The 25,957-nt window shown below is 62.9% G+C and carries 26 protein-coding genes; 17 read left to right on the forward strand and 9 right to left on the reverse strand.

Going from position 1 to position 25,957, the window contains the following annotated elements:
- The first annotated feature begins 64 nt into the window (after window positions 1-64).
- The 6 genes from trmD to D9V28_RS03115 all read left to right on the forward strand — a co-directional run bounded on the left by trmD (window position 65) and on the right by D9V28_RS03115 (window position 3,651).
- Window positions 65-775, forward strand: coding sequence for a tRNA (guanosine(37)-N1)-methyltransferase TrmD (gene trmD, locus D9V28_RS03090; protein ID WP_121658218.1), 711 nt, complete (start codon window positions 65-67; stop codon window positions 773-775).
- A gap of 55 nt (window positions 776-830) precedes the next feature.
- A complete protein-coding gene (locus D9V28_RS03095) occupies window positions 831-1,325 on the forward strand; it encodes a hypothetical protein (protein ID WP_147440897.1) in 495 nt (164 codons plus the stop codon).
- A gap of 178 nt (window positions 1,326-1,503) precedes the next feature.
- On the forward strand, window positions 1,504-1,851 hold the full coding sequence (gene rplS, locus D9V28_RS03100; protein ID WP_121658220.1) for a 50S ribosomal protein L19: 348 nt from the start codon (window positions 1,504-1,506) through the stop codon (window positions 1,849-1,851).
- Window positions 1,852-1,921: 70 nt separating this feature from the next.
- A complete protein-coding gene (gene lepB / locus D9V28_RS03105) occupies window positions 1,922-2,668 on the forward strand; it encodes a signal peptidase I (RefSeq protein ID WP_121658221.1) in 747 nt (248 codons plus the stop codon).
- 2 nt (window positions 2,669-2,670) lie between these two features.
- The gene (locus D9V28_RS03110) at window positions 2,671-3,315 is read left to right on the forward strand and encodes a ribonuclease HII (protein ID WP_121658222.1); all 645 of its coding nucleotides are present in this window, start codon (window positions 2,671-2,673) and stop codon (window positions 3,313-3,315) included.
- 12 nt (window positions 3,316-3,327) lie between these two features.
- Window positions 3,328-3,651 carry a DUF2469 domain-containing protein gene (locus tag D9V28_RS03115; RefSeq protein ID WP_108391321.1) on the forward strand — a complete coding sequence of 108 codons (324 nt, stop codon included), beginning with the start codon at window positions 3,328-3,330 and terminating at the stop codon, window positions 3,649-3,651.
- A gap of 9 nt (window positions 3,652-3,660) precedes the next feature.
- Here D9V28_RS03115 and D9V28_RS03120 read toward each other — a convergent pair whose 3' ends face one another.
- From D9V28_RS03120 to D9V28_RS03130, 3 genes are all read right to left on the reverse strand, one after another.
- Window positions 3,661-6,258, reverse strand: a complete 2,598-nt coding sequence (locus D9V28_RS03120) for a DUF4062 domain-containing protein (protein ID WP_121658223.1) — start codon at window positions 6,256-6,258, stop codon at window positions 3,661-3,663.
- 141 nt (window positions 6,259-6,399) lie between these two features.
- Window positions 6,400-7,059 carry a hypothetical protein gene (locus D9V28_RS03125; protein WP_147440898.1) on the reverse strand — a complete coding sequence of 220 codons (660 nt, stop codon included), beginning with the start codon at window positions 7,057-7,059 and terminating at the stop codon, window positions 6,400-6,402.
- 29 nt (window positions 7,060-7,088) lie between these two features.
- On the reverse strand, window positions 7,089-7,949 hold the full coding sequence (locus tag D9V28_RS03130) for an Fpg/Nei family DNA glycosylase (protein WP_121658875.1): 861 nt from the start codon (window positions 7,947-7,949) through the stop codon (window positions 7,089-7,091).
- A gap of 144 nt (window positions 7,950-8,093) precedes the next feature.
- On the opposite strand from D9V28_RS03130, the gene D9V28_RS03135 reads away from it, so the two are divergent.
- The 4 genes from D9V28_RS03135 (at window position 8,094) to D9V28_RS03150 (ending at window position 12,278) form a co-directional block, all read left to right on the forward strand.
- Window positions 8,094-8,465 (forward strand): YraN family protein, encoded by a 372-nt coding sequence (locus D9V28_RS03135; RefSeq protein WP_121658225.1) that lies wholly within the window; start codon window positions 8,094-8,096, stop codon window positions 8,463-8,465.
- A complete protein-coding gene (locus tag D9V28_RS03140; RefSeq protein ID WP_121658226.1) occupies window positions 8,462-9,991 on the forward strand; it encodes a YifB family Mg chelatase-like AAA ATPase in 1,530 nt (509 codons plus the stop codon). The genes D9V28_RS03135 and D9V28_RS03140 overlap by 4 nt, the downstream gene beginning before the upstream one ends.
- A gap of 1 nt (window position 9,992) precedes the next feature.
- On the forward strand, window positions 9,993-10,826 hold the full coding sequence (locus tag D9V28_RS03145; protein WP_121658227.1) for a DNA-processing protein DprA: 834 nt from the start codon (window positions 9,993-9,995) through the stop codon (window positions 10,824-10,826).
- A gap of 825 nt (window positions 10,827-11,651) precedes the next feature.
- A complete protein-coding gene (locus D9V28_RS03150; protein WP_121658228.1) occupies window positions 11,652-12,278 on the forward strand; it encodes an HIRAN domain-containing protein in 627 nt (208 codons plus the stop codon).
- 1,424 nt (window positions 12,279-13,702) lie between these two features.
- Here the strand turns inward: D9V28_RS03150 and D9V28_RS16500 are convergent.
- The 5 genes from D9V28_RS16500 to D9V28_RS03180 form a co-directional block, all read right to left on the reverse strand.
- The gene (locus D9V28_RS16500; protein ID WP_147440899.1) at window positions 13,703-14,023 is read right to left on the reverse strand and encodes a hypothetical protein; all 321 of its coding nucleotides are present in this window, start codon (window positions 14,021-14,023) and stop codon (window positions 13,703-13,705) included.
- A gap of 173 nt (window positions 14,024-14,196) precedes the next feature.
- Window positions 14,197-15,315: a DUF262 domain-containing protein gene (locus tag D9V28_RS03165; RefSeq protein ID WP_121658231.1), complete on the reverse strand. Its 1,119-nt coding sequence runs from the start codon at window positions 15,313-15,315 to the stop codon at window positions 14,197-14,199.
- A gap of 169 nt (window positions 15,316-15,484) precedes the next feature.
- Window positions 15,485-16,393 carry a major capsid protein gene (locus D9V28_RS03170; protein ID WP_121658232.1) on the reverse strand — a complete coding sequence of 303 codons (909 nt, stop codon included), beginning with the start codon at window positions 16,391-16,393 and terminating at the stop codon, window positions 15,485-15,487.
- A 288-nt stretch (window positions 16,394-16,681) separates the two neighbouring features.
- The gene (locus tag D9V28_RS03175; protein WP_121658233.1) at window positions 16,682-16,981 is read right to left on the reverse strand and encodes a hypothetical protein; all 300 of its coding nucleotides are present in this window, start codon (window positions 16,979-16,981) and stop codon (window positions 16,682-16,684) included.
- Window positions 16,982-17,822: 841 nt separating this feature from the next.
- Window positions 17,823-19,259 (reverse strand): recombinase family protein, encoded by a 1,437-nt coding sequence (locus D9V28_RS03180; RefSeq protein WP_121658234.1) that lies wholly within the window; start codon window positions 19,257-19,259, stop codon window positions 17,823-17,825.
- Between the two features lie 44 nt (window positions 19,260-19,303).
- Here D9V28_RS03180 and D9V28_RS03185 point away from each other — a divergent pair, with 44 nt between their 5' ends.
- Both D9V28_RS03185 and D9V28_RS03190 read left to right on the forward strand, forming a co-directional pair.
- Complete coding sequence (locus D9V28_RS03185) at window positions 19,304-19,744, forward strand: DNA-processing protein DprA (RefSeq protein ID WP_121658235.1); 441 nt, start codon at window positions 19,304-19,306, stop codon at window positions 19,742-19,744.
- Between the two features lie 107 nt (window positions 19,745-19,851).
- Window positions 19,852-20,763, forward strand: a complete 912-nt coding sequence (locus D9V28_RS03190) for a tyrosine recombinase (RefSeq protein WP_229727705.1) — start codon at window positions 19,852-19,854, stop codon at window positions 20,761-20,763.
- A gap of 6 nt (window positions 20,764-20,769) precedes the next feature.
- Here D9V28_RS03190 and D9V28_RS03195 read toward each other — a convergent pair whose 3' ends face one another.
- Window positions 20,770-21,315 carry a M23 family metallopeptidase gene (locus D9V28_RS03195; RefSeq protein ID WP_183086411.1) on the reverse strand — a complete coding sequence of 182 codons (546 nt, stop codon included), beginning with the start codon at window positions 21,313-21,315 and terminating at the stop codon, window positions 20,770-20,772.
- Window positions 21,316-21,620: 305 nt separating this feature from the next.
- On the opposite strand from D9V28_RS03195, the gene rpsB reads away from it, so the two are divergent.
- From rpsB to D9V28_RS03220, 5 genes are all read left to right on the forward strand, one after another.
- The gene (gene rpsB, locus D9V28_RS03200) at window positions 21,621-22,562 is read left to right on the forward strand and encodes a 30S ribosomal protein S2 (RefSeq protein ID WP_121658238.1); all 942 of its coding nucleotides are present in this window, start codon (window positions 21,621-21,623) and stop codon (window positions 22,560-22,562) included.
- A 24-nt stretch (window positions 22,563-22,586) separates the two neighbouring features.
- The gene (tsf, locus tag D9V28_RS03205; protein WP_121658239.1) at window positions 22,587-23,414 is read left to right on the forward strand and encodes a translation elongation factor Ts; all 828 of its coding nucleotides are present in this window, start codon (window positions 22,587-22,589) and stop codon (window positions 23,412-23,414) included.
- A 109-nt stretch (window positions 23,415-23,523) separates the two neighbouring features.
- Window positions 23,524-24,240 carry a UMP kinase gene (gene pyrH / locus D9V28_RS03210; RefSeq protein WP_121658240.1) on the forward strand — a complete coding sequence of 239 codons (717 nt, stop codon included), beginning with the start codon at window positions 23,524-23,526 and terminating at the stop codon, window positions 24,238-24,240.
- A gap of 75 nt (window positions 24,241-24,315) precedes the next feature.
- Window positions 24,316-24,870 carry a ribosome recycling factor gene (gene frr / locus D9V28_RS03215; RefSeq protein ID WP_121658241.1) on the forward strand — a complete coding sequence of 185 codons (555 nt, stop codon included), beginning with the start codon at window positions 24,316-24,318 and terminating at the stop codon, window positions 24,868-24,870.
- A 34-nt stretch (window positions 24,871-24,904) separates the two neighbouring features.
- Window positions 24,905-25,906: a phosphatidate cytidylyltransferase gene (locus D9V28_RS03220; protein WP_121658242.1), complete on the forward strand. Its 1,002-nt coding sequence runs from the start codon at window positions 24,905-24,907 to the stop codon at window positions 25,904-25,906.
- Window positions 25,907-25,957 lie beyond the last annotated feature (51 nt).

Genomic DNA, 25,957 nt, shown 5'->3' on the forward strand with positions numbered 1-25,957 from the left:
CGGCGCGTTTCGTCAAACGGAGTGCGGTCGGCGGGCGTGAAGCGTTCACCATAGGATTTTGAGCATGCGAATCGACATCGTCACGATCTTTCCCGAGTTCTTCGACGTGCTCGATATCTCACTCCTTGGCAAGGCGCGCCAGGCCGGGATCATCGACCTCGGCGTGCACAACCTGCGGGACGCCACAACGGACCGTCATCGCACGGTCGACGACACGCCATACGGCGGCGGCGCCGGCATGGTGATGAAACCCGAACCATGGGGTGAGATTCTCGACGGCATCCTGGCGTCGGACTCGGAGCCCGACGCCGTCGAGGGCGATGGTCCGCTCGTGATCTTCCCCTCGCCGGCCGGTGACGTCTTCACCCAGGCGATGGCCCGTGAACTCTCGAACGAGGAGCACCTGGTCTTCGGCTGCGGTCGTTACGAGGGCATCGACCAGCGGGTGTTTGATCACACAGCGACGCGCGCTCGGGTTCGACTGGTCAGCCTCGGCGACTACGTCCTCAACGGGGGCGAGGTCGCCGTGATGGCCATGATCGAGGCGATCGGGCGGCTGATTCCCGGGGTTGTCGGCAACCCGCACTCGCTCGTGGAGGAATCCCACGAAGATGGGCTGCTCGAAGCCCCGAGCTACACCAAGCCCGCCTCATGGCGCGGACTCGAGGTTCCGCCCATCCTGCTGAGCGGCAACCACGGTGCGATCGCGGCCTGGCGGCGCGAGCAGCAGCTGGAGCGCACCCGTCGCGTACGCCCCGACCTGCTTCAGCCCTGAGCGATCACGGCATACTGGCCGGGATTTTCCCAGCGCGGCACCCTAGGCTGGGCCCATGATTGTACGTCGGACATTCCGGACCTGGATGTTCATCGCGTCCGTAGCCCTCCCGATCTGGCCGCTCATCGGATGGGGGATCTTCGGCGGTGGCGGCTGGGAGTTCCTCGGCCTCGTTATCGCGATGCCGATCCTCTTTGTGGTGCTCCTCGCCGTTTCGGCACTCATTTATGTTCGGCCTACGGTGCGTCGCGAAAAGGCTGTGGCGTGGTGGGATGTTGCCATCCTTACCCTGTGGCACGCGTTCATCGTCGGCTTCGGCCTGTTCGGCCCGAACACGTCGACATTCGCCGTGCTCGGAGTTCTCATTGGAATCGTCGCGTTCTGGTATGTCGTGTGGGCCTTCTTCACGGATGCTGCCAGGCGCGCACGCGAAACGCTTGCGGAATTCGAGCAGATGGCCACGCCCCCGACTCAGCGCCGTGTTCCACCCGCAGGCTCAACCGGCGACAACGTCATCATCGTTCAGGAAAACTCCACAGACGAGAGGTGAGGGTTTCCGGCCGCTTTGCACGTGGCATCCGTTTCATGGCAGAATAGAACATTGTGCCGCGGCCAAACTCTGCCACAGGGGAGTAAGCGCCTTCGCCCTGAGTTCTCAGGGCAGCGGACACCTTTCAACTATCCCTTATTCGTAGTCGACCTGTGGCGGTTACAGAGAGCGAATCATTATGCACATCCTCGACAGCGTCGATGCAGCATCCCTCAAGAGCGACATCCCCGAATTCCGCGCCGGTGACACGGTCAAGGTTCACGTCAACATCGTTGAGGGCAACCGTTCTCGAATCCAGGTCTTCCAGGGCATCGTGATCGGTCGCCAGGGCGAAGGCGTTCGCGAAACCTTTGCTGTCCGTAAGGTCAGCTTCGGTGTTGGAGTCGAGCGTAAGTTCCCGGTTCACTCCCCGGTCATTGAGCAGATCGAGGTCATCACCCACGGTGATGTTCGTCGTGCCAAGCTCTACTTCCTCCGCGAACTGCGCGGCAAGAAGGCGAAGATCAAGGAAAAGCGCTTCAACTAGGTTTTCGCGGTACCAGCGAAACTTCACTGAGCTCCCCACCGATAAACTGGTGGGGAGCTCGGGCGGTTAAATGACAGAAACATCAGTGCCAGCAGACGACACGTCTGTGCGGCTTCGACGGCGGTCCCAGAAGAAGGGGGCACTCCTCTTCGTGAGGGATGTCCTCGTGATCTTCGTGGTCGCGCTGCTCGTCTCCTTCCTCATCAAGACGTTCCTCGTGCGTTCGTTCTTCATTCCGTCGAGCTCGATGGAGCAAACCCTTCAAATCGACGACCGCATCCTCGTCAACGAGCTCGTTCCAGACCTCGTTGAACTGCAGCGCGGCGACGTTGTCGTCTTTCGCGATCCGGGTGGCTGGTTGCCGCCGACGGCGAAGCCAACGCAACCGCCCCTCGTGGCTGCCGTCGACTGGGTGATGTCGGCCGTCGGTCTTTCTGCCTCTGACAGCGATGACCACCTCATCAAGCGCGTGATCGGGTTGCCGGGGGACCACGTGGTCTGCTGCAACACGCTCGGACAGTTGACCGTCAATGGGGTACCGCTCCAGGAACCGTACGTCACTGTCCCCGCCGGGGTGACGAGCGTGTCGAAGGATGCGTTCGACGTCACAGTGCCCGCGAACTCGCTGTGGGTGATGGGTGACAACCGATACAACTCGAAGGACTCGCGGTACAACCGCGAACAGCCGGGCAATGGGTTCGTCCCCGTCGACAACGTTGTGGGTCGCGCCTTCGTGATCAGCTGGCCGAGTGCCCGCTGGGAGTGGCTCGACAACTACCCGTCGGTGTTCGCCGGAATCCGGGAATCGAACGGGTAGTGATGGCAGTGTCTGACCCGAACGACGTGGTTGAGCGGGAGTTCTATTCCTCGGGCAAACGTTTCGTGATCGGTTGTGATGAAGTCGGGCGCGGTGCCGTCGCCGGCCCTGTCGCGGTCGGCATGGCCGTTGTTGCGGAGACCTGTGGCGACCATCCGACCGGCCTTCGCGACTCCAAACTGCTGAGCCAGAAGCGGAGGGAAGAACTCGAACCGCTGCTGCGCAAGTGGGTGCTGTTCGGGGCTGTCGGGATGGCTGACGCACACGAGGTGGATGAGCTCGGCATCACGCACTGTCTTGGGCTCGCAGGGAAGCGAGCGCTTCAGTCGCTTCATTCACAGGGCGCGGACGTCGCGTCAAGCGTGATCCTGCTCGACGGCAACCACGACTGGCTGAACCCCGTGTTGTCGAGCCCGCTCGATGTCCGTACCCGCATCAAAGCCGACCGGGATTGTGTGTCGGTTGCCGCGGCATCCGTTCTCGCAAAAGTGCATCGCGACAGCATGATGATTGCGCAGGACGCAGTCATGCCCGGGTATGGCTGGAGTGGCAACAAAGGATACGGAAGCGGGGAGCATCTCGACGCGATTCGTACCCTCGGGGTGACCGATTTTCACCGGAAGAGCTGGCTCGTTTCCTACGCGTAGAATGGACTCACCATGGAAGAAGACGAGTTCGAGGACTACGACCGCGAGGTCGAGCTTGCCCTGTATCGCGAGTATCGCGACGTTGTGTCGCAGTTCAAGTATGTGATCGAGACTGAGCGTCGGTTCTATCTGGCGAATGACGTCGACCTCGTTCGCCGCGACACCGAGCACGACTTCTACTTCGAGATCACCATGACCGACGTGTGGGTCTGGGATGTCTACCGGTCGGACCGGTTCGTGAAGAGCGTGCGTGTTCTGACGTTCAAGGACGTCAACATCGAAGAGTTGTCGACGCGCGATTTTGAACTTCCGAAGGAACTCGCGCTCGACGAGTAGGGCGATGAGTCAGTCCGCGTGGAGGGCGTACTCGACGGCTTCGTCGAGGGAAAGTCCTGCGCTGGCTGTGCCCTTCGCGAACCGATCGGTGTTTTCTGCCGCGAGGAGCGGCGCGAGATAACGCTCGGCGAACGAGAATCTGTTGGCGCCGGAAAGCCCCGTTTGCCTGCGGAGTTCGTCAGCCGCTGAGAGAAGGCGGCCGGCCCGCTTCAAGCGGCGCTCGGCTGCGGCGATGGCGGTCAGCCCCTCCAGGCCATAAGCCACTCCCTCAGCATGACCGATGTGCGCGGCGGTTTCGAGGCTCTCCTCGAACAGCCGACGAGAGACCAGCGTTCTGCCGTTGACGAACTGCGCCCAGCCGAGGTGTTGCAACGCGACGGTTGTGCCGAGGTCGTCGTGGCCCTGCCTCGTCAGCCGGAGGCTCTCCTCGAACCGCTCAATCGCGTCGGGGACCGCGTTCTGCATGAGTGCGAGCCGGCCGAGGGTGACGAGGGCCATCGCTTCGCCCCAGCGATAGTCGGCTGTGTGCAGCAGATGGACGCTGCGCTCGAGCGACTCCTGGGCGCGTGGCGTGTCCGGTTGTTTGTCAGCGACGATGGCGAGGGCCAGGAAGATGAGGGCAAACCCCTCACCGACGCTGTCGTGCATGTCACGAAACAGGTCAACGCTTTCGGTCAGGCCGGGCAGCACGTGATCGTTCGCGTCATGCCAGAGAGTGATGGAGCGCGTGAAGTACAGGGCGATAGCGCGGGATCTCTCGGTGATGGGCTGGTCGGTTGCGAGGACCTCTTCCATCCACGCACGCACTTCGCCGAGCAGGCCGGCGACCCACCAGTAGATCAGCAGGCACCAGGCAAACTGCGTGACGGCGTCAGACTGCTTCGTGTCGAGGAGATGGCGCGCGGCGGCACGCAGGTTGTCGCGGTCGTCGTTGAGCTGTTCGATGATGTCGTGTTGACGTGTGCCCTCGAGGTCGTTCTCGAGGTGCGCGGCAAAGCCTAGATAGTACTTCGCGTGCGCGTCGCGGGCTGCACCTCCGTCACCCGAAGCGTCAAGTTGTTCGACGGCATATTCACGCACGGTGGCGAGCATGGAGAAGTAGGGGCGGTCGCCGCGGTCCGACTCGCGCACCATACTGTTGTCGACAAGCACGCCAAGGGCGGTGACGACATCGGATTGTGAGTCGGCATCCTCGCCCGCGACCGATTCCGCCGCTTCAAGGGAGAAGCCGCCAGCAAAGACTCCCAGGCGGGCGAGGAGTCGTTTCTCGTCTGGCCCGAGCAGATTCGTGCTCCACTCAATGGTGCTGCGAAGTGCACGCTGCCTGGCCGGTAAATCGCGTGCCCCACCCGAGAGGAGCGACAGGCGCCTGTCGAGCCGTTCGAGAATCGCCGCTGGCGGCATCAGCCGAACCCTTGCCGCCGCCAGCTCGAGGGCGAGCGGAACCCCGTCGAGGGCAATACAGATTGCAGCGATGGCGCCGACGTTCTCGGGCGTCGCCTCGAAGTCCGGTTTCACTGCCCGTGCGCGTTCCACAAATAAAGCGACGGCTGCCGCCGTCATTGCTTTGCGCGGACTGAGGGATCTGGTGGTGTCTGGGAGGCTGAGCGGCTCGACGTCCACTGCGTGCTCAGCGGAGATGCGGAGGAGCGAGCGGCTGGTGACAAGGAAGGTGACCCCGGCCGCCCACGCGAGGAGCCGGCTTAGAGCCGGTGCGGCCTCGAGAACCTGCTCGAAATTGTCGATAACTATCAGCATGCGGCGATCGCCCAAAGCGGTTCGGAGCTTGTCCATCACCGGTTCGTCCCCTGTGTCGAGCACTCCAAGCGCCTCGGCTATGGCGTTGGGAACCAGCGCTGCATTCCGTACGGGGGAGAGGTCCACAAAAGCGACCTCGACGTCAGGGTTCGCGCCGACGCGGCGTCCGAGTTCGAGCGCCAGCCGCGTCTTTCCGATTCCGCCCGACCCGACGAGAGTCACCAATCGGACCGAGGGCTGGCTCAGGAGATCCTCGATGGACGTGAGCTCAGCCTCTCTGCCGATGAGCGCGGTCAGCGCAGTCGGCATGGTCGCAGAGCGTTCGACCGCCGCGAGGGGAATAGGGATCGGTTTTGTAGCGGGCCGACGGCTCTGATCAAATCGTTCAGCGAGGAGGGTGGCGAGGTCCGCTTCGAGCAGCTTTCGCAATTCCTGAGGTGTGGCGAAAGACTTGAACGCGGCCATATCGTCGTCGCGCACGCGGTTCAGGAGCTCCACGAGTCGGGGCTCTCGCCCGGGCGCAGGGTCCTGGATGTAGATGAGCTTGGGGAGGTCGGTGGAGAGGTTGTACTCGTCTTCGAGACCCGACACCGTTTCACCCGGGGCCACCCACCCGTACCGCTCAGCGTAGATGCCAACGAAGATGTCGCTCTGATCGAGGTAGGCGCGGTAGAGCGCTCGTGGCGGGTGAGGTCGGGCGCCAAGCTCGAACATCACTGGCGCGAGGTGAAGGCGTTCAATGGCCGCGCGTGCAAACTTCCGTTCGATGGCGAGTTCCTTCAGGGTGGAACTGACGAACACTCGCAACCGTTGATCGGGTGTTCGGATACCACCCTCGGTATGCGTCATGATCAGATTCTGCCCAATGAAGCCGTGCGCGGTCTAGGGGAATGCGAGGGTTGCTCAGGTTCGATCGGACCGAGTCGTATTAGGAGTGGTCGAGCGTGTGCGCGGTCAGGATCTCCGCTCCGCCCTCTCGGAAAGAGGCGGCTACAACGGGCCGAACATTTGGTCGCCGTACCGTGGGCTCCAGGTCAGGCGATCATGCTCGAGCAGGGCGCGGTATGCAGCGTCCTCGGCGGCTGCGCGGCGCAATGATTCCCTCGCCCGGCCGAGAATAGTCGCTGGCACCACGAAACCTACAACAAGCAACAGGGCGAAAAAGAGATAGAACCCGATGGCCACCACTATCAGGCCGTCACGCGGGGGCGCTTCGAACCACGCTCCGCCGGTGACCACAGCCATCACGCCCCAGAGAGACGCTGCGGTGACGACACCACCCCGGGCCGTGCGGGGGCCGCGGGTGGAACGGAGCCGTTGCTCATTCGGTAGTCGACTGCGAGCCCGACGCAGCAGGACGTTGCCGAGCGCAACCAGCCCAGCGCCAACGATGCCGAGGATGATCACCGGCAGGACGACTAAACCTGCGACACTCCAGTACGCGCCCAACAGCATCGTCACGATTCCGCCGGACACCGCGACCGCGCCAACAGAGATGTCCGCAGCCCGAGCATCAGCGATCTGCTGCAGGCGGCTCGGCATGCCGACAGGTGTGCTGGTCGAAGATGAGGCCAGCCACGAGTCCAAGCTTCGGCTTGTCGCCGGAGGGTAGATGGACACAGGCCGGGGAGTCCCGGGAATTCCGCTCACCTGAACATCCTAGGGTTTGGCGTGGTCGGCTACTTCAACAGTCGTGACAGCACCCGGTCCGCGAGCACCTTGCCACCGGTCTGGCAGGTCGGGCAATACTGAAACGTCGTGTCCGAGAAGATGACCTGGCGCACCATGTCGCCGCACACCGGGCACGGTTCGCCCGTGCGACCATGCACTTGAAGCCCTGACTTCTTTTCTTTTTTCAACTCGGATGCCGCGAGGCCGTCAGCGCGCTCGATTGCGTTGCGAAGCGTGAATTGCAGGGAGTCGAAGAGTCGTGCCGCCTCCTCATCGGTGAGCGTCGCCGGTTTGAATGGCGACATGCGAGCCGTATGAAGAATCTCGTCGGAATAGGCGTTGCCGATACCAGCGATGATCGACTGGTTGCGGAGCACACCCTTGATCTGCGCCCGACCCGCGGCGCGCAGGATCGCCACAAACGTTCCCAGAGTGAAGCTCTCATCGAGCGGATCCGGGCCAAGCCGCGCGATACCTGGCACATCAAGCGGGTTCCGAACCACCGATATGGACAGGCTCTTCTTCGATCCCGCTTCGGTGATGTCGAGTCCTGACCCGTCGTCGAGCACAAGCCTCGCGGCGAGCGCCGTCTTACCGCCGCGAGGCGCAACGGTTGGCGCATTCTCGCGCCACCGGATCCAGCCCGCTCGCGCGAGGTGAATCACGATGTGCAGGTCGTCCGATGCGATGTCGAGGAACTTGCCGTGTCGTGTCACCGCGCCAATGGTGGTGCCGGTCAGAGCGCTGACCGGCGGGTCGTAGGTCTTGAGTGCGGCGAACGCGACAACGTCGAGTCGCTCGATGACCCGGCCCATCAGCCGCGAGCCCAGGTCGGTGGTGAGGGCATGTACTTCGGGGAGTTCTGGCACGGTCTCAGTTTCACCGCTGGGGCACATATCGTCCAGTGGTTGCTATTCGCTCTGCGGGTCCCTCACAAGGCCCGCCGTCGCCCGCTGATTCCCCAGATCCCCGTTGTCCGTGCACGTCGATGCTGAGCGTTCCAGCATCGAGGGGTGGAGGAATACGTATCGAATCGGATCGCCCTCGGCCGCCGTGGTGAAGACCTGGCCGCCGAACACCTCGTCGGGCTGGGCTACCGGATCCTCGATCGAAATTGGCGGTGCCGTCAAGGCGAGATCGACATCATCGCGGCAGAGACGGCGGTCCTCGCATTCGTCGAGGTGAAAACACGCTCGACGCTCGCCTACGGGCACCCGTTTGAGGCCATCACCGCGGCCAAGCTGGCTCGCCTCCGGCGACTAGCTGCGACCTGGTGTGCCGAGAACGATCCCCAGGTGGCGTCCATCCGCATCGACGCAATCGCGGTGTTTCTCCCGTACTCCGGGCCGCCGCGGATCGAGCATCTCACCGGAGTCCACTCATGACCGTCGGGCGCACCTGGGCTGTTGCGCTGCTCGGGCTCGACGGCTCGCTCATCGAAGTTGAGGCGGATATTTCATCGCAGCTTCCCAAATTTGTGATCATCGGCCTCGCCGACCGGTCACTCGGAGAAGCCGAGGGACGTGTTCGACAGGCGGCGGCAAACGCGGGATGCAGGCTCTCCGGACAGCGGATCACCGTGAACCTGTCTCCGGCGAGCCTGCCCAAAAATGGTTCCGGTTTTGATCTCGCCATCGCGCTGTCCTGTTTGGCTGCTGACAACGTCGTCTCGAATGATTCCATTGACGGAGTCGTGCACATCGGTGAACTCGGCCTGGACGGCAGGCTGCGCCCGACCCCGGGTGTCCTTCCGGCGGTGCTCGCAGCCGTGCGGGCGGGGCGAACAACCGTGATGGTGCCGGCGGGCAACGAATACGAAGCACGACTCATCCCGGACGTAACGGTCATCCCTGTCGCTTCCCTGCGTGAGGCAGCGATCTGGCACGGTGCTGCGCTCTCGCCAGTGCCGGTGACACCGATTCTGACGTCGGGAGCGGATGCTGGCGCTCCAGTCGACCTGGACCTCGCGGAGATCGTGGGCCAGGACGAAGCGATCCAGGCGTTGCTGGTCGCTGCGGCCGGAGGCCACCACCTCATGATGCTCGGCCCGCCCGGAGCCGGAAAGACGATGTTGGCTGCCAGGCTGCCCGGAATTCTGCCAGACCTCAGTGTCGCCGAAGCACTCGACGTGACATCGATTCGTTCGCTTGCCGGACAGCCGATCGGAACGGCCCTTGTCACCCGGCCACCGTTCGAGAACCCTCATCACACCGCGAGCGCTGCATCCATCCTCGGCGGCGGAAGTAAGTTCATCCGCCCCGGCGCGGCGGCAAGAGCGGCCCACGGTGTGCTGTTCCTCGACGAGGCCCCCGAATTTCAGACGAGCGTCCTCGACGCCCTTCGGCAGCCGCTGGAGTCCGGCACCATCAGCATTCACCGGGCCCACGCCGTCGCGCACTTTCCGGGGCGCTTCCAGCTTGTCCTCGCCGCGAACCCCTGCCCCTGCGGGCAGTACGGCAGCAGGGAAAACACGTGCGTGTGCCCGCCGAGTGCCATTCGCAGATATCTGGGTCGGCTCTCCGGCCCCCTGATGGACCGAATCGACATTCAGCTTCGAATGCGGCGAATCTCCCGTGCAGAGATGACGGTGTCCGGTGAGAAGGAACGCCTCGGAAGTGCTGAAGCGCGGCGAATCGTTGCAGCGGCCCGCCAGCGCAGCAGGGAGCGGCTCGACGGCACCGGATGGGTGACAAGCGGGCAGGTGCCAGGGCCGTGGTTGCGTTCGGGTGCCAGGGCTCTTGCGCGCCAGGTCACCGAACCGATCGACAGAGCTCTCGAGCACGGCAGCATCACAATGCGCGGCTACGACCGTGTGCTCCGGGTCGCGTGGACCCTCGCCGATATGGATGGTTCGGAGCGCCCGGAGAAGTCCCACATCGGCAGGGCGTTGTTCCTGAGAAAAGGAATCTGACATGCGGCTATTTGAATTGGATCCGGACGAGGTGAGACGCGCGATCGCCTCAGTCACTGCGAGGAACACAGCTCTTCCGCCGAGGCAGGCAGGAATCGACGCGGGTGCAGACGCCGCTGAGCGATTCGCCAGGGCGGTTTGGAGCAGCCTTGCCGAACCGGGCGACGGAACGGCAGGATTCCTGCTCTCGGCACTTGGGGCATCCGTTTCTCTGCGTGCCTTGGTCGAGAAGTGGAGCGCCGATCGAATCTGCCGAGAGGTGCGTTCGACGGACCGTGGTGGCGAGGGGGAGGCTGATGGACTGGACGAAGAGATTCGAAAGGCGCAGGCGCGCTGGATGCCGCGTCTTGATTCGGTGGCAGCGCTCGCCGCGGTGCGCCTGGCTGCACACAATCGCGCAACGTTGATCATCCCCGGTGACCCGGGATGGCCCGCACGACTGGACGACCTTGGGCTGCACGCGCCGCTCGCCCTCTGGGTTCGCGGCGATGTCACACGGTTGCGTGAAGCCGATCGGTCGATTTCCCTTGTCGGTGCACGCGCCGCCACCGGGTACGGGGAGCACGTCACTGTTGAGGCCGCCAGCGCCCTTGTCGGGCGAGGTTTCGCGATCGTCTCCGGAGCCGCCTACGGGATCGATGGAGCGGCACACCGGGCGGCACTTGCCGCGCAGGGAACGACTATCGCCTTCCTGGCCGGGGGAGTGGACCGCCCTTACCCGAGTGGGCACGATGCTTTGATCGGCCGAATCGTCGAATTTGGCGCTGTGCTGTCTGAGGTTTCGTGTGGGGGCTCACCGACGAAGTGGCGTTTTCTGCACCGAAAAAGCAAATAAGTACGTTCGGGTCGTGCTGCGCCATGTGGCCGATGATCCAGCTCAGCTCACGCGGCGAAGTCCACACTCTGGACAAGCCCAGTAAGGGTGTCTGACTGAGCCGCTCAGGGTCATAGGAACTAAGCAGCGGTCGCAGTTCGGTGTGCCGAGGTCATCGTCGGTCATGAGGAAAGGATAGCTTCGGCCCGCGTCGCTGGGAAGGTGAAGTTGACCCGCATAGCTTCGAACCCGTGGGCAGCAACGCGAGAATACGGCAGTGACTTGACCGACGCCGCTATCAATGAAGTGGTAATTTGCCCGCAGCCTACATCGCTCTCAGCCGCCGAGCTCGCACCGACGCCATGCAAGAGGCGCGGGTAGCCGTCACGGTTGATGCTTGGGTGAGGTTCCTGGAGTCGGCCGTCCGTGTACAAGGCCGCGCCATCGCCTGGACGCGTCGGGCCGTGCACGTGGAGTGGGAATTACGAGACGGTACAGTCCGCCGGGCGTGGGTCTGGGCGAGCGCCGTCACGCGCACGGGCAGATAAAGCGTGAGGCAGCGCCACAACAGAAAAAGCCCCTCTCGACCTTCGTCGGAGGGGCTTCGGCGTTGCTGTTTGGCAAGAGAAGTAGAGTCGCTGTGTGCCCGTCTGAGGGTCGCTCAGTCGCTCGCGACCCTTAGGAACCCGCCATGGCGTGCGGGAATTTCCTAGGGGCCTTCAAGATTTGTCTGAGCACTGCGGAGGAGCCGCCAGTGCATCGCGACAGCGGCGGGCGTGCTCGGCGGCAAGGATGGCCCCCTGAATGGCGGGAGAAAGGCGGGCAAGTCGTCTATAGGCTCCATAGATGGGGATTCTCGACTGGCTACTAGGGCGCACGCCCCCGAAGCGGCCCACGGCGACGACGTCGCAGAAGCGATCCACCCCGCCGGTGATTACCCCGGTCGCGGCGCCGAAGGGTCTAGCCGTGACCATAAATCGGCCGGGCGGAATCGTAGAGACTAAAGTCGTAGAGCCCGACGGCACGACGTTTGACGACTGGGTCGCCGATATGGAGAAGAAGGAGAGCCCAGCTGCTCGCCAGCCTCGGATACAGAAGGTTTCCGTTGACGAGAGGGCGCTCTCGATACTTGACATTCGCGGGGTCGACTCGATCCGGGTTCGTATCGTCGGCTCTGCGTACTGTCTCACTCACAAGGAACGGGACACGTTCGGCGGTGCAGAGTACCTGCTCAAGCCTGAACCGGAGAATAAGCACGATCCGCATGCGATCGCCGTTTACGGCCGAGGTCGGAAGGTCGGTTACGTATCGTCGGCGAAAGCATCTGCCCTCTCCGGGATACTCGCGACGATGCCCTTCGACGCCTTCCGGATCGCGGGGGCCTCGACGACCGAGAGCTCCAGTCGAATGTGGGCAGACCTTCCCAGGCTCCCCGCGCTTCGAACATTCGCTAAGGGGCACCCGGCTCCCTGACCGAACCTCGCGAGGCGAGCTGCCGCAAGCCGGGCCTCGCCGTTCTGAAGCTCGAAGCGTGTCGGGGGCGTCCTTTCGGTCCTTGCAGAATCCGTAGTGGCCGTTAGCTTCGAGTTTTTGACGGTCGGCCTGGTCTAGGCGGTCCTGAGAAGTGCGGTGTAAGCCGATGCGCAAGCCTGCGCAGCTGCGCGGAGTCGTGGAGTAGACGAGAGTTCGCTGACGTGCGTCAGTGAAAAATAACAGGTCATGCGCATGGAATGGCGGACGCTAAGCCGGATCGGGCGGGAGCGAGGGGGGAGGAGGGGGCCGACCCCCACCCCCGTCGACGAAAGGTGGAAGCAGCGTTCTCAATATCGAGCGGCGGCACGACCTGCGTGAGTTGACGTGCCATCTACCGCACTGGGCGCCAGGCGCGTCCTGTGGGGGTGCGGTGTGGCTCGCCTAGCGGAGCGATCGATTGAACGGGATCATCGCCGTTCCGTCTCCACCATGCGCCGTGCGCATCCCGGAAAGTGAGCATGGTACTAAGGGCGGGCTGGCCGGGGTGATGCGGATTGGGGACCACGAAGTCCTGCGCAAAATCAGTGGCTGGATCGATGGGATTTAGTTCGGCCTCGCCGTGGGGGAGGAATACGCCATATCCCTCATCAACGAGGTATACCTTCGGGCGGCTAACTAGCTCTGCGCTTCCGTTATGAATCACGATCCTGACTCGGAGAAGCGGTTCGGCTGCGAATGTGCGCCATCGACCGTCCGCGCCTTGTACTACATGGCAACCGTTAGTGATGACCATAGGAATGTTGCCTTCCGGGTCTACCTGCTCCCCGGCATCGATCACCTTTGCAGTGGTCGGTTTCGAATAGACGAGTCTCGCTTGTGCCTCGCGTCGTAGCTGTATGTCGCGCCTGTAGGCCAGTGCAGCAACAATGAACGCGGACCCCGTGGCGACCGCCGCGAACCAGTCGGCCAAGCTGCCTACGTCAACTTGTCGGAGTCCATGCTGGAGGTCGCATGCTATTCGCCACAGGATGCGGGCGCAGTCAGGAAGGTGCATAAGCCCGATCCTAGAGCGTGAGATCCTCCATGCCCGCGTACCAATCGTCTCAGTCGGGTTGTATTACGCGAACTTCAAGCGAAGCGCGCGAGCGTACCGCCCACGCCGGAATAATGAGTGCGTTCGGTCAAAGTGAACGCTGGCGGGAGCGTGTAGGTTGTGAGCCGTTCGTGCCGCGTCGTCGGGTGCGGAGCGCTTCGGCGGCCACCGAGTAGAACACACGAGGGCCGGGCACTCGCGGGACGGTCGCCTAGGTCGGTTTGGGAGAAGACGTATTGATCGCGACTCCTTTGCCCGTACAGACGCGGAGACGCTAAGCCGTATCGGATCGAGACGGAGGGGGAGGGAGGGCCCACCCCCCACGTCCGGCTCAGGGTAAAGGCAAGAATCGGTCCATGAGATGGGAGATCGTGGCCTCTGCCACGGATTGATACTGACGCAAAAGGCTGCCAGAGACGTGAGTCATGTCTCCATGGGCAAGCGCATGTCGGGCGCCGATCAGGTTTGCGAGGGTCTGGCGATTCTCGTCGAGAGCTAAGAACTCATTGAGGGAAGCCCCCCATTCCTTGTCGAAGCTGGCAACTAGCTGTTCGAGGTTTTCAGGATTCAAGCTCGGGAGCCTCTTCGCCTGGCGCTTGCCGAAATTCAGGACGCGCGAGGCGGTATGTTCTTCGAGGTAGCCATTGATCATGTGGCCGAGGCTTGCTTCCAAGAAGCCGCTGAGACGTACGACAGCGAATTGCTCCAGGTATCCTCTTACGGCGAGGTCATCTTCCGTTCCGGCAAGTAGAACGATGCTGTCGATCTCGCCGAGTTGCCGCCTAATAGCCGCGCGCCTATCGATATAGCGAACGCCCGCCCGAGTCATCGCCGGAACGCGTCCCGAGTCAGCGCGAGTCGCCGGGCGACGGTGTCCTCGTTAGCGGTGGCCTTACTGACCGACTCAAGGTAGGCCTGGTTTGTGAGGAGAGTGTCGTAGGTGGCCTTCCACCATTCGTCCGGGAGGTCGACGTGGGCGCCCGACGCCACAAAGTCCATCACCGCAACGAACACGGATTCGAGAATGGCAGCGTTAACGCGTGTTCCCAGCCGGAAAGGCCGTTCTCCGAGCGACGAGGCGAGGATCCGCGCGGCCTCCGTGAACTGGCGCGACAGGCCTTCCAGATCGAGCCCTTCTCCGTTTCGGTGGTCGCCGAGGAAAGTGTTCAAGAAGACCTTGAGGGGCGCAGAGTATTGCTCCGACTCCGCGTTGAGCGCGATAGCTCTAAGAATAAGCTCTTGATCCTTCAACCGTGGATCTCTATTGCCGAAAAGCTTGCGCCAGTTATCGTCGTTGTTCAGCTCACGGATCGCTTCGACAGTCTTGCCGCCGTAGAGCGCGACTCGGATCTCGTGAGGCTGCAACTGTGTGCCGCCGGAGTTCAACCGTTCGAAAATCTGGTAGACGCTCTCATATTCGTCGACTGATGTCGGAGTGCGAATGATTATTGCCTGGATGAACGTGTCGTCGAGCATGCGCTGTACGTCGTCGGCGAGTGTCGAGTAGGTCTTGTCGACGAACTTGTCGTCGACGCTGTCCAGACGGAACTTATCGCCGTAGAAAGCCGCAAGAGTAGTGAGGCGTTGTTGTCCGTCGAGGACCAGATACTTCTTACCGGGCTGTTCCACAAGGAAGATGCCGGGCACAGGGAAGCCCAGCAGCAGGGATTCAATGAACTTCTGCTTCTGCGCAGGCCGCCAGACCACACCTCGCTGAAACCCTTGCGCTCGCTCGTCAGGCAGTTCCGAGTTCGGGTCGAAGGAGGGAACAACTATTGCCCGCTGGTTGAACCGTCGAACGAGACCGTGAACGTCGAATTCGGTCCCGAAGTACGTTATCGGGTCGACGTGGGGCGCGACGGAATCGGTCTCGTCCGCGTCGTCGACTTCGGTCGCGTTCGTCTCGTTGCTCGCTGTACTTGCGGAGAGGTCAATCGGGGTCATTCAGGAACACTATCGGCTGGACGAGCAACTGGGGGTGCCTCCACAGCATGAGTTCGATAAGCGTATGAGCACTGAACGGACGAAGCTCATCCGTAGAAGGCCCTCGGCCTCCGCCGCGATGGAAGTGGGCCGAGGGCTATCTAGAGCTGGCTGGCTGGATGCTGGCCGACTATGCGGCAGTTAGCACGCGGATGGCGCCGCCGTTCTCGACGAGTGCAACGGTGCCGTCTTCCCGGTCGACGGCGAGTGGGAGTGCCTGAGCGGCCACGTATGCGGACACGAGCGACGTATCGATCGCGAGAGCGGAGTCGAAGTCTCGGATGTAACGGACGGCGAAGCTCGTTCCATCGTCGTTCTGTGTCGTCACGCTATGGCCGAAGCTTGCGCCGTCCGGTACGCGAGGGGCGCGGACAACCAGCGCGAAGGCCTCCTTGATGAACCCGACGATTTCCCCTGGTGCAAGGCGCGTCGACTCGACTACCGTGAAACCTCGGACCTTCCCATTAGCGTCGAAGGTGGTCCCTGCGGATCCTGTCGGTCCGTCGAGGAGGTCGGCGAAGACGTCAGACCCGACGGCCGCGATCATCGGGGCGTCAGCCTTCACGCCGTTGTCACGGAGCTTCCGGCGGATCGCGGTAAATGACCTCGCCGGGTTCGCCGGGTCGTACGTAATCGACGTGGTCTCTGGAGTCGCGGTGAGCGCGGCGGCAACCTCGGTCTCGACGTAGCGCACGATGCTCTGTGCCTGTGGAGCGAGGACCTGCCGTGCCAAGTCCGTGATGTCGAGGTCAAGATGTCCATCGGCAAGCGGGACGCGGCTGTACGCATGGGTGCTCAGAGTGACGTCGATTCCCTGCTCGTTGAGCTCTGAAGCGACGAGGGGCACCGTTGTGTTGTAGATCGAAATCGTGTTCGTCTTTACCGCGCCGGGAACTGGGATGCGCACCGTGCTGCCCTGCCCGGAACTGAAGTCGGCGGCGACGTCGCGGTAAACGTGTCCGGCGAGGTTGAGGTCGAGACCTACGATCTTGGCGGCGACAGTTGCGAGGTCGCTAGCAGTGGTAAACGTGTTTGACATGGGAAATCTCCAAAAGGGTGAAAGGGGTGCGGGAAGCTCTGCGAGTACCTGCCTCGTCGAGTGGAACCGCCGGGAAAGGCGGAGAAGAATGGGGGCGAGCCGTCGTCTCGACGGTGAACAGGAGCACCGAAGAGGAGGCCCGCCCCGCGCACGCTAGAAGCGGTGCTGCCCCGTCGCTGCGATTTGTGACGGGACGATCAAGGGCTCCGGACCCCCATCCCGCCGTCGAACGACTAGCGACGACGGGACGATCCTTTGCCCTCACTTACTAGTTATGTGACAGGCGGCTCACACGTCCGGCGGGAACGTCGCCAGTTCCTCCGGGTGATGCTCGGCCAGCCACAGAGCCGCCGGGTCGGCCACTCGCGGACGGGCTCGCCTTCTCCACTCGCCTCCCATACGACCGTCGTCAGTGAAGCGCTCGCGCCAGTCGCCGAGGTTGCCGGGCAGTTGATCGAGGTCGTCGACTGACCGGAGCCAGTCGTCGGCGGCGTGAAGGACTGCGGTGTACGGGTGAGTGGCGTGACGCGCTCGGCGCCGGGCAACCAGCTCAACGATTTCGGGGGAGATCTCGGCCGACGCAGACACCCTCGCCGTCGGAGAGGCTAGGCGAGCGCGGTTACGCTCGTACTCAGTCCGTCCGGCCCGTCGACAGGTCGGCGAGCAGTAGGCCGCTCGGCGCCCTCGCCCGGCGTAGAGAATGGGTCCGTCGCACATGAGGCATGCGTCCGCGAGTGGGTAAGCGAGCCGCGTCGGTGCCGTCACGCTCCCGTCTCCGATTTCAGGACGGTGGGTGCGCGGCGGACGACTCGGCGCGAGTGCGCGAAGCGAACGCTCGGGCGCTCGCCGGAGCCGAGGAGAAGGCGAGGCCTGCTTCGCGGGAGCCTTTGCGAGCGCTCAGCGGAGGGGGCGTCGACGATGGGAGCGTCGTTAGGCATGGGATTCTCTCTGTTCGTGATTCATCGTCTCTAGACGACAGGGACGGAGGAAGAGAGGGCCGGGAAGGCGTGAACTGCTCAGTATTAGGCTGCGCCCGGCGCTGCGGTCGGCCTTGTACGCTCGGGCGCTCGCCGGAGGCACGGCCAGAAGCACAGATGCGGTCAGGTCCAGCGCGCCCTCACGTCGGCGCCGAGAGGGAAGATGTGACGAAGTGACGGAAGTTACGTCACTTCGTATTACCTCTACAAGAGAGAGAGCTCTTAAGGGGGGAATACAAAGTGACGTAAGTATCGTCACTTTGTCACCGAAGAGGGACGAACGGGGTGTTTACACGCGCTGCTCGAAGCTTGCACGACCTGCGGCGGCGACCCATCCGGCGAGCGCGACCCTGACTCTTCTTAGAGTGCGGCGCCGAAGGACACGACCACGACGGCGCTGGACAGTCCGATCGACCGCTATTAGCTCGCCATGGCTACGCGAGTCGACCTTCCTATTCGGCGTCGTAGTCGTCGGCTAGGGCCGTCGGGTCGGGGTTCAAGTGGGTTGCCAGCTTGTGCCACACCCGGACGCGGCGCCGCGCGTCACGTCCTTTGTCAACCGTGATGTCGAGGAGAGCGCGGGCGGTCTCGCGCTGGCGGTCGATATCAAGGGCGGCAAAGCTTTCGACAAGAGCGTCACGCATGGGTCCGAAGAATTCTCCAGTTGACACGACACGCGGCTCGTCGCCGAGAAGTTCGCGGGCAACGTCGGCGAGGGACGACGACGTTGAACGTTCCGTACGTAGCGCGTCGAGCCGCGCTTCGATGCTCTCGCGATCCGCTCGAAGCTCGGTCAGCCTTATACGGGCATCGGCGGGTGAGAGTAATCCTTCGTCGCGGTCCGCCGCCGTTCGCCGCGCGGCCGCGCCGTTCTTGTGTAGGGCGGCGACCAGAGGCGACGCCGCCCCTTTGTTGTCGGACTTGATTAGTTCGTGTCCTGTGCTCAGGAACGCGAGCGCGACTTCTTCGCGAATCCGGGTGTCCAGGAATTCCTTCTTGATGAACGGGTGTGCCGAGCTCTCTCGGCAGCGGTAACCACCCGCCAGATTCATCATGGACGCATCACATATACCGCACGTGGCAAGCGAAGACCCCAGGTAGCGCGGAGTCGGGCCCGGCGTCGTGCGGCGGGCATCGTCGGCGAGGATCGCGCGAACTTCCTCCGCGAGTTCGCGGTCGACGACGGGCTCTATCGATGTAGATGGGAGCGCAGCGCCTCGGCGGTGGACCTCACCGCCGTAGGAAGGGTTAGTCAGGATGTAGCGGACCCGTCCCGGTCCCCACTGTTTGCCTGGCGCGGGGTCGACGCCCTCCTCCCGCAGGGTTAGCGCCATTGAACGTATAGAGCCGCCTCCGGCGACGTGCTCGAACATGCGGCGGACGTGGACGGCTTCGCTCTCGCGGAGGGTCACGCCGTCGGTCTCGTAGCCGTAACGCCGACGGCCGGGTGTGGGCCTGCCTCCGTCAGCCCGGTGCTCGTTCGCCCGAAGCTGTCGCTCGCTCTTCCGGCGGACCTCGAAGCGTGCGAGCGACGCGAGCATGGAGGCCCGGAATTCGCCGTCCGCCGTCGTGAGATCAATTTCACCGTCGACTGTGAGAAGGCGTGCGCCAGTCTCGATCAACGTCCCTAGGTCGCGAGGGCTGCGAAGCAGTCGGTCGAGGTCGACCGCGATAACCACGTCGGCGAGGCCGCTACGAAGCGCCCTGAGCATCCTGCCCCACGCGGTCGCCTCGCCTCGGTCCTTGAAGGCCGACGTATCGTTGTCCTCGAAGGGCTCAATCACGTCGTAGCCTCGGGCGGTGGCCAGTGCGCGGCATCGTGCCACTTGTCGGTCGATACCCTCTGAGACGTCTTCGGACTGGCGGGCGTATATAGCTGCGGTGTTCACGTACTTATCCTAGGTTGCTCCAGCGCAACCGGCTTATTGCGGCGATGAGTCAGGCGACCGTCGTCCTCGAAGCGGGGTGGCGCTCCGGATCGCTGAACACCGCGGGGCACGCGGCGGCGCTCGGTCGGCCGCTTGGAGCGGTTCCCGGTTCAGTAACCAGTGCCGCGTCGGCTGGGTGTCATCGGCTGATCCGGGAATACGGCGCGACGTGCGTCACCAATGCGGACGAGATGGCAGAACTTGTCGATGGTGGTGAACTCGAGGAGAACATCTTCGGGAGCTCCACCGGATCTACGAAGTACAGCTCGGAAGAGCTGCGCTTGCTCGATGCGCTCACTACCCGCACGGGACGGTCCGTTGATGACATTGCGAGACGAACGGGTCTGCCTCTCGACGTCGTGCAGTCGGTGCTCGGTGTTCTGCAGCTCCGTGGAGCCGTGAACGAGCGCGAGCAGGGGTGGATATTTGTGACGCGAAAACAATGAGCCGCGGGGTACAGCACCCGATTGCTGGCACGTTCCCGAATTATCGGTAGGGCTGAACCCTGGTGAGTCTGTCGATGAACTGTTCCCGGATACGCGATTCTGGAAATGTGAAGATTTCGACGGCTACCGCGCGCTACATCGACTACATCGCTGTCGAGCGCCAGTACTCCCCGTCGACCTGCCGTGCCTACGAATCTGATTTGTCGGCCTTCACAGCGTTCGCGGTTGAACGGGACGTCGACGACGTGGCGCACGTGGATCTGGAATTGTTCCGGAACTGGCTGTGGAGTTCGTCCCAGTCCGGTCTCAGTGCAACTACCCTCGCCAGGAGATCGTCTTCTGTGCGCAGCTGGTCTGCATGGTTGGCCCAAAACGGCTACGTCGATATTGACCGGGCGGTCCGTTTGCGTTCGCCGAAGACGGGCAGGTCGCTACCGCACGTGGTTCAGCGCACCCAGATGGACGTCATGCTTGCCTCGCTCGCCGAGAGTGCAGCGAACGGCGACCCCGTCGCCTTGCGCAACTCTGCACTCATCGAGGTTCTCTACGCCACCGGGATTCGGGTCTCCGAACTGTGTGGGCTCAATCAGGACGACATAGATCTCGACCGGTTGACCGTTCGTGTGCTTGGCAAAGGATCGAAGGAGCGGGTAGTTCCGTTCGGCGTGCCGGCGCACTCCGCTCTCGTCGACTACCTGAGACAGGGACGCCCTGCACTGTCGACCCGGCAGGAGCAGAGCACGGATGCAGTCTTCCTGGGAGTCAAGGGAGCACGGATGGGGCCACGCAGCGTGTACTCACTCGTGAGCCGACTCCTCGCCGCGCTCCCCGGCGGGTCCGCGCAAGGTCCGCACACGCTCCGGCATACGGCCGCAACCCATCTGCTGGACGGCGGCGCCGACCTCCGGGCCGTTCAGGAATTGCTTGGCCACAGCTCACTCGGCACAACACAGATCTACACCCACGTGTCCGCCGAGCGCCTCAAGGAAAGCTACCGCGGAGCGCATCCTCGGGCTTGATGCCGCTCAGCCTCTCACAGGCAGGAGAATCGCGCGGGGGACCGTCTCAAGCAAAGCGATCGGGTTCACGTACTCGCCATACAGCCGTACACCGAAATGGGCGCAAATATCTGAGCAGTGTCCACCAACGGCCACAATCCCGACGACATCTCCCGCCGTGACCAGATCGCCTTCGCTTACAGATGCTTCAACCGGCTCGATGCTCGAGACCAGCCCGCCGGCAGAGGTGATCGAAAGCAGCGGGCGGTCGACGACCCGGCCGGCGAAGCTCACGACGCCGTCTGCAGGTGCGATGACCTGGCTGCCCACCGGTGCGAGGAGATCCACTCCGCGATGTCCCGCGGAGTAGGCAGTCGCCGGAGCTTCGAAGTGCCGGAGTACGGCGCGAGACGCGACGATGGGCCACGTCCATGTTCCGGCGGCCTCATAGTCCACCGGGGCCGCGACCGTCACTCCGGGGCCGCCGCCGTCAGCGTACGCGTGCGGAGACAGCATTCCGAGACACATCGTCGCGAGTGCGCTGCACACAAGCGTGCTGGCGCGAACAGTCATGCACCCACTCTGATTCACAGCCGGGGGGTCGCCGCTTCGAGCTGGGGCTCTGTGGGCACAACCCACAAAAGTCGCACCGGTTGAGGACGCCGGGAGCGCGCCGTCTCCTGCTAAGATATTCGGAGCACCTCGCATGTCGGGGTGACTACGCGTGCCCATTCGGCTCCCACTTCCATTCGGTCTCTCTCGTGAACTACGACAGGGCGGACGTGCGCCGGGCACCAGGAGGAGCGGCCACTCGGCCGCACTGACAACCGACAGACGCTCGCCCGGATCCCGGGCGCGTCAGAATAGGAGAACGGCTCATGGCCGTCGTAACCATTCGCCAGCTGCTCGACAGCGGCGTGCACTTCGGGCACCAGACCCGCCGTTGGAACCCGAAGATGAAGCGATTCATCTTCACGGAGCGTTCCGGCATCTACATCATTGACCTCCAGCAGTCGCTCGGGTTCATCGACAAGGCATACGACTTCGTCAAGGAGACCGTCGCCCACGGTGGAACGATCCTCTTCGTCGGAACGAAGAAGCAGGCACAGGAAGCGATCGCCGAGCAGGCAACCCGCGTCGGCCAGCCCTACGTCAACCAGCGCTGGCTCGGTGGACTTCTCACCAACTTCCAGACTGTTTCCAAGCGTCTCGCTCGCATGAAAGAGCTTGAAGAGCTTGACTTCGAAGACACCGCAAAGTCGGGCTTCACCAAGAAGGAAATGCTCATCAAGAAGCGCGAGCTCGACAAGCTTCACAAGTCGCTCGGCGGAATCCGCAACCTCACCAAGACGCCTTCGGCTCTGTGGGTTGTCGACACCAAGAAAGAGCACCTCGCCATTGACGAGGCTCGCAAGCTCGGGATCCCCGTCATCGGTATCCTCGACACCAACTGCGACCCGGACGAAGTCACCTACCCGATCCCGGGTAACGACGACGCGATTCGCTCGGTCGGCCTGCTCACCCGCATCATCGCGGACGCAGCGGCTGAGGGCCTGATCCAGCGTCACCAGAAGCCAGTCGAGGGCGAAGCCCCGGTTGAGCCGCTGGCCGCCTGGGAAGCAGAGCTCCTCGGAGCCGACGCAGCAGAAGCCCCCGTCGAGCAGAACGACGCTGACGCTGAAGTGGCTGAGAAGAACGCGGCAATCGCCGAAGACGCTCCGGTCGAGGTCGTTGCTGTTGAAAGCGACGAGAAGACCGAAGAGCGCCTCGAGGCGGAAGCGACCGAGGCTGAGAAGCAGCCGGTCGCCGACAACAACTAATCGCAAACGAGGAGTTTCACGAATATGGCAAACATCGCTCTTGCTGACATCAAGGCTCTTCGCGAGCAGCTTGGGACCGGAATGGTCGACACCAAGAATGCTCTCGTCGAGGCCGAAGGTGACATGGAGAAGGCCACCGAAATCCTGCGTCTCAAGGGAGCAAAGGGTAACGCCAAGCGTGCTGACCGCTCCACGAGCGAGGGTCTCGTTGCGGCCAAGAACAATGGCGCAACCACGACGCTGATCGAGCTCGCCTGCGAGACCGACTTCGTTGCGAAGAACGACAAGTTCGTTGCCCTGGCCGACAAGGTCCTCGACGCTGTTGCGGCTTCAGGCGCTGCCTCGCTCGAGGACGCACTCGTTGCTCCGGCCGGAAACCAGTCGGTTGCCGACCTGATCAACGACCAGGCTGCAATCCTCGGCGAAAAGGTTGAACTGCGCCGCGTGGCCCTGGTAACGGGTGAGCAGTTCGCTGTTTACCTGCACAAGACCAGCCAGGACCTGCCCCCGCAGATCGGCGTCGTCGTCAGCTACACCGGAGATGACGCTGAGACCGCTCGCGCGGTTGCCCAGCACATCGCCATGTTCGACCCGCAGTACCTCACCCGCGAAGAAGTTCCGGCAGAGACTGTGGAGAAGGAACGCGACATCGTCACCGAGATCTCGAAGAACGAAGGAAAGCCGGAAGCGGCACTTCCCAAGATCGTCGAGGGTCGTTTGACCGCGTTCTTCAAGCAGGTCGCACTGCTCGAACAGGACTACGCACGCGACAGCAAGATCCAGGTCAAGAAGGTTCTTGCCGACGCAAACCTGACAGTGACGGGCTTCGCCCGCTTCAAGGTCGGCGCGTAAGTAAACCATGAGGAGTCCGGATCACCTACGTGATCCGGACTCCTTTTTCATGCGTGGAAGCGACACGCAACAGCTGGGCTCAGAAAGCTTTACGAAAGGCGAATAACGGATGTCTACAGTCACGAAGAAGCGCAGGGTACTTCTCAAGCTCTCCGGTGAATCGTTCGGTGCGGGCTCGCTGGGTGTCAACCCCGACGTGGTGTCCAACATCGCACGCGAGATCGCTGAAGCTGCAAAGACCGTCGAGATCGCCATCGTCGTCGGCGGAGGAAACTTCTTCCGTGGCGCTGAGCTGTCCCAGCGGGGAATGGACAGAGGACGCGCCGACTACATGGGCATGCTCGGAACCGTCATGAACGCGCTCGCACTGCAGGACTTCCTCGAGCAGGCCGGCGCCGAAACCCGTGTGCAGTCGGCCATCTCCATGACACAGGTCGCTGAGCCGTACATCCCGCGTCGTGCAGAGCGGCACCTCGAGAAGGGCCGCGTCGTCATCTTCGGTGCGGGCGCAGGCCTCCCATACTTCTCGACGGACACCGTCGCAGCGCAGCGCGCCCTCGAGATCGACGCAGACATCGTCCTCGTCGCCAAGAACGGCGTCGACGGCGTGTACACGGCCGACCCGAAGGTCGACCTCAACGCGACTCGTATCGACCACATCACCTACCAGGAAGCGCTCCAGCGCGGACTCAAGGTCGTCGACTCGACGGCGTTCAGCCTGTGCATGGACAACGCGATGCCCATGCAGGTCTTCGGCATGGCGCCTGAGGGCAACGTGACCAAGGCGATTCTCGGCGCAGGCATCGGCACCCTGGTCAGTAACTGACCTCCAGTCCACAGACCCACCAGTGTCCTCCACGTAGAATGGAGGATGACTACACGCAACTAGAAGGAGTCGCACGTGATCGCGGAAGTTCTCTCTGACGTAACAACCCGAATGGGAAAAGCAGTTGAGGTTGCGAAGGATGACTTCGCCACGGTCCGGACGGGCCGCGCTAACCCGCAGATGTTCCAGAAGATCCTCGTGAACTACTACGGCACACCGACTCCGCTCGACCAGCTCGCTTCGCTCAACAACACCGAAGCTCGCACGATCATCGTCAGCCCGTACGACAAGACGGCGCTCAAAGACATCGAGCAGGCGATCCGCGACGTCCCAAACCTCGGCGCCAACCCGACCAACGACGGAACTATTGTGCGCGTCACCCTGCCGGAGCTGACCCAGGAACGCCGTAAGGAATACGTGAAGCTTGTCCGCACCAAGGGTGAGGATGCCAAAGTCGCCGTGCGCAACATCCGTCGCAAGGGCAAGGACGACCTCGACGCTCTCAAGAGTGAGGTGGGCGATGACGACGTCGCTCGGGCGGAAAAGGAACTCGAGCAGGTCACCAAGACCCACATCGACGCCATTGACGACGCTCTGAAGCGCAAAGAGACCGAACTCCTCGAGATTTAGATCCCGTGGTGCTCTCTCGAAACACGGTGGCGGCATGACCGAACCGGGCGACCCCTCAGGCGGCAACGGCCCGCGGCCGAGGCGGATGTCGCGAGACGAACTCCAGGCTCAACTAAGGTCACGTCGTGCCGACATTGAGCGACAGGTTCGTACCACCCGGGCGCAGATCGACCAGGTCAACGAACGCATCGAGGCACGCGCCGGTCGTAACCTCGTCATGGCGACCGTATTCGGTCTCCTGCTCGGAGTCATCCTGATCGCGAGCCTGATCTTCGTCAAAGCAATCTTCGTCGCATTTTGCGCGGCCGTCGTAGCGTTCGCGACGTTCGAACTTGTTCGGGCGCTTCGCGAGAGCGGTCGACGGATCGACGTGATTCCGGCCGTCGCGGCAGGTGTGGCGATCATCGCCGGCGCCTACTTCCTCGAGTCGAACTGGCGTTGGCCGCTGCTCGCCGGGGCGATTCTGTTTGTTGTCCTCTGGCGGCTGATCGCGCAGTTCTTCGAGAAAGGCTTACGCACCGGCGGCAACCTCGGTCGCGACCTGGTGACCGCTGTGCTCGTGCAGCTGTACGTTCCGTTCCTCGCGAGCTTCGCGATCAGCCTCGTACTTCAGCCAGAGGGGCAGTGGTGGACCCTCGCGTTCCTCATTCTCGTCGTGGCAGTGGACATCGGTGCATACGCAAGCGGACTGACCCTCGGCAAACACCCGATGGCGCCCAAGATCAGCCCCAAGAAAACGTGGGAAGGTTTCGCCGGAGCCGGCGTTGCGGCCGTGGTCACCGGAGTGCTGCTTGCCCTTTTCATGTTGCAGACCGAATGGTGGGTCGGAGTGGTCTTTGGGCTGGCACTCCTCGGCACGGCGACTCTCGGAGACCTGACCGAGTCGTTGATCAAGCGAGACATGGGCATCAAGGACATCAGCTCATGGCTGCCAGGGCATGGTGGATTCCTCGACCGGATCGACTCGATGCTTCCGTCTGCGCCGGTAGCCCTCGCGGTGTTCGCTCTTTTCAGCGTCGGCGGGATCACAGCGTAAATGTCCGATCGCTCGGTTAGGCAACCCGTTCAGGGTGCTGAAAGGATGAAC

The organism is Mycetocola zhadangensis (assembly GCF_003668565.1).
GTDB classification, from domain to species: Bacteria; Actinomycetota; Actinomycetes; order Actinomycetales; family Microbacteriaceae; genus Mycetocola_A; species Mycetocola_A zhadangensis.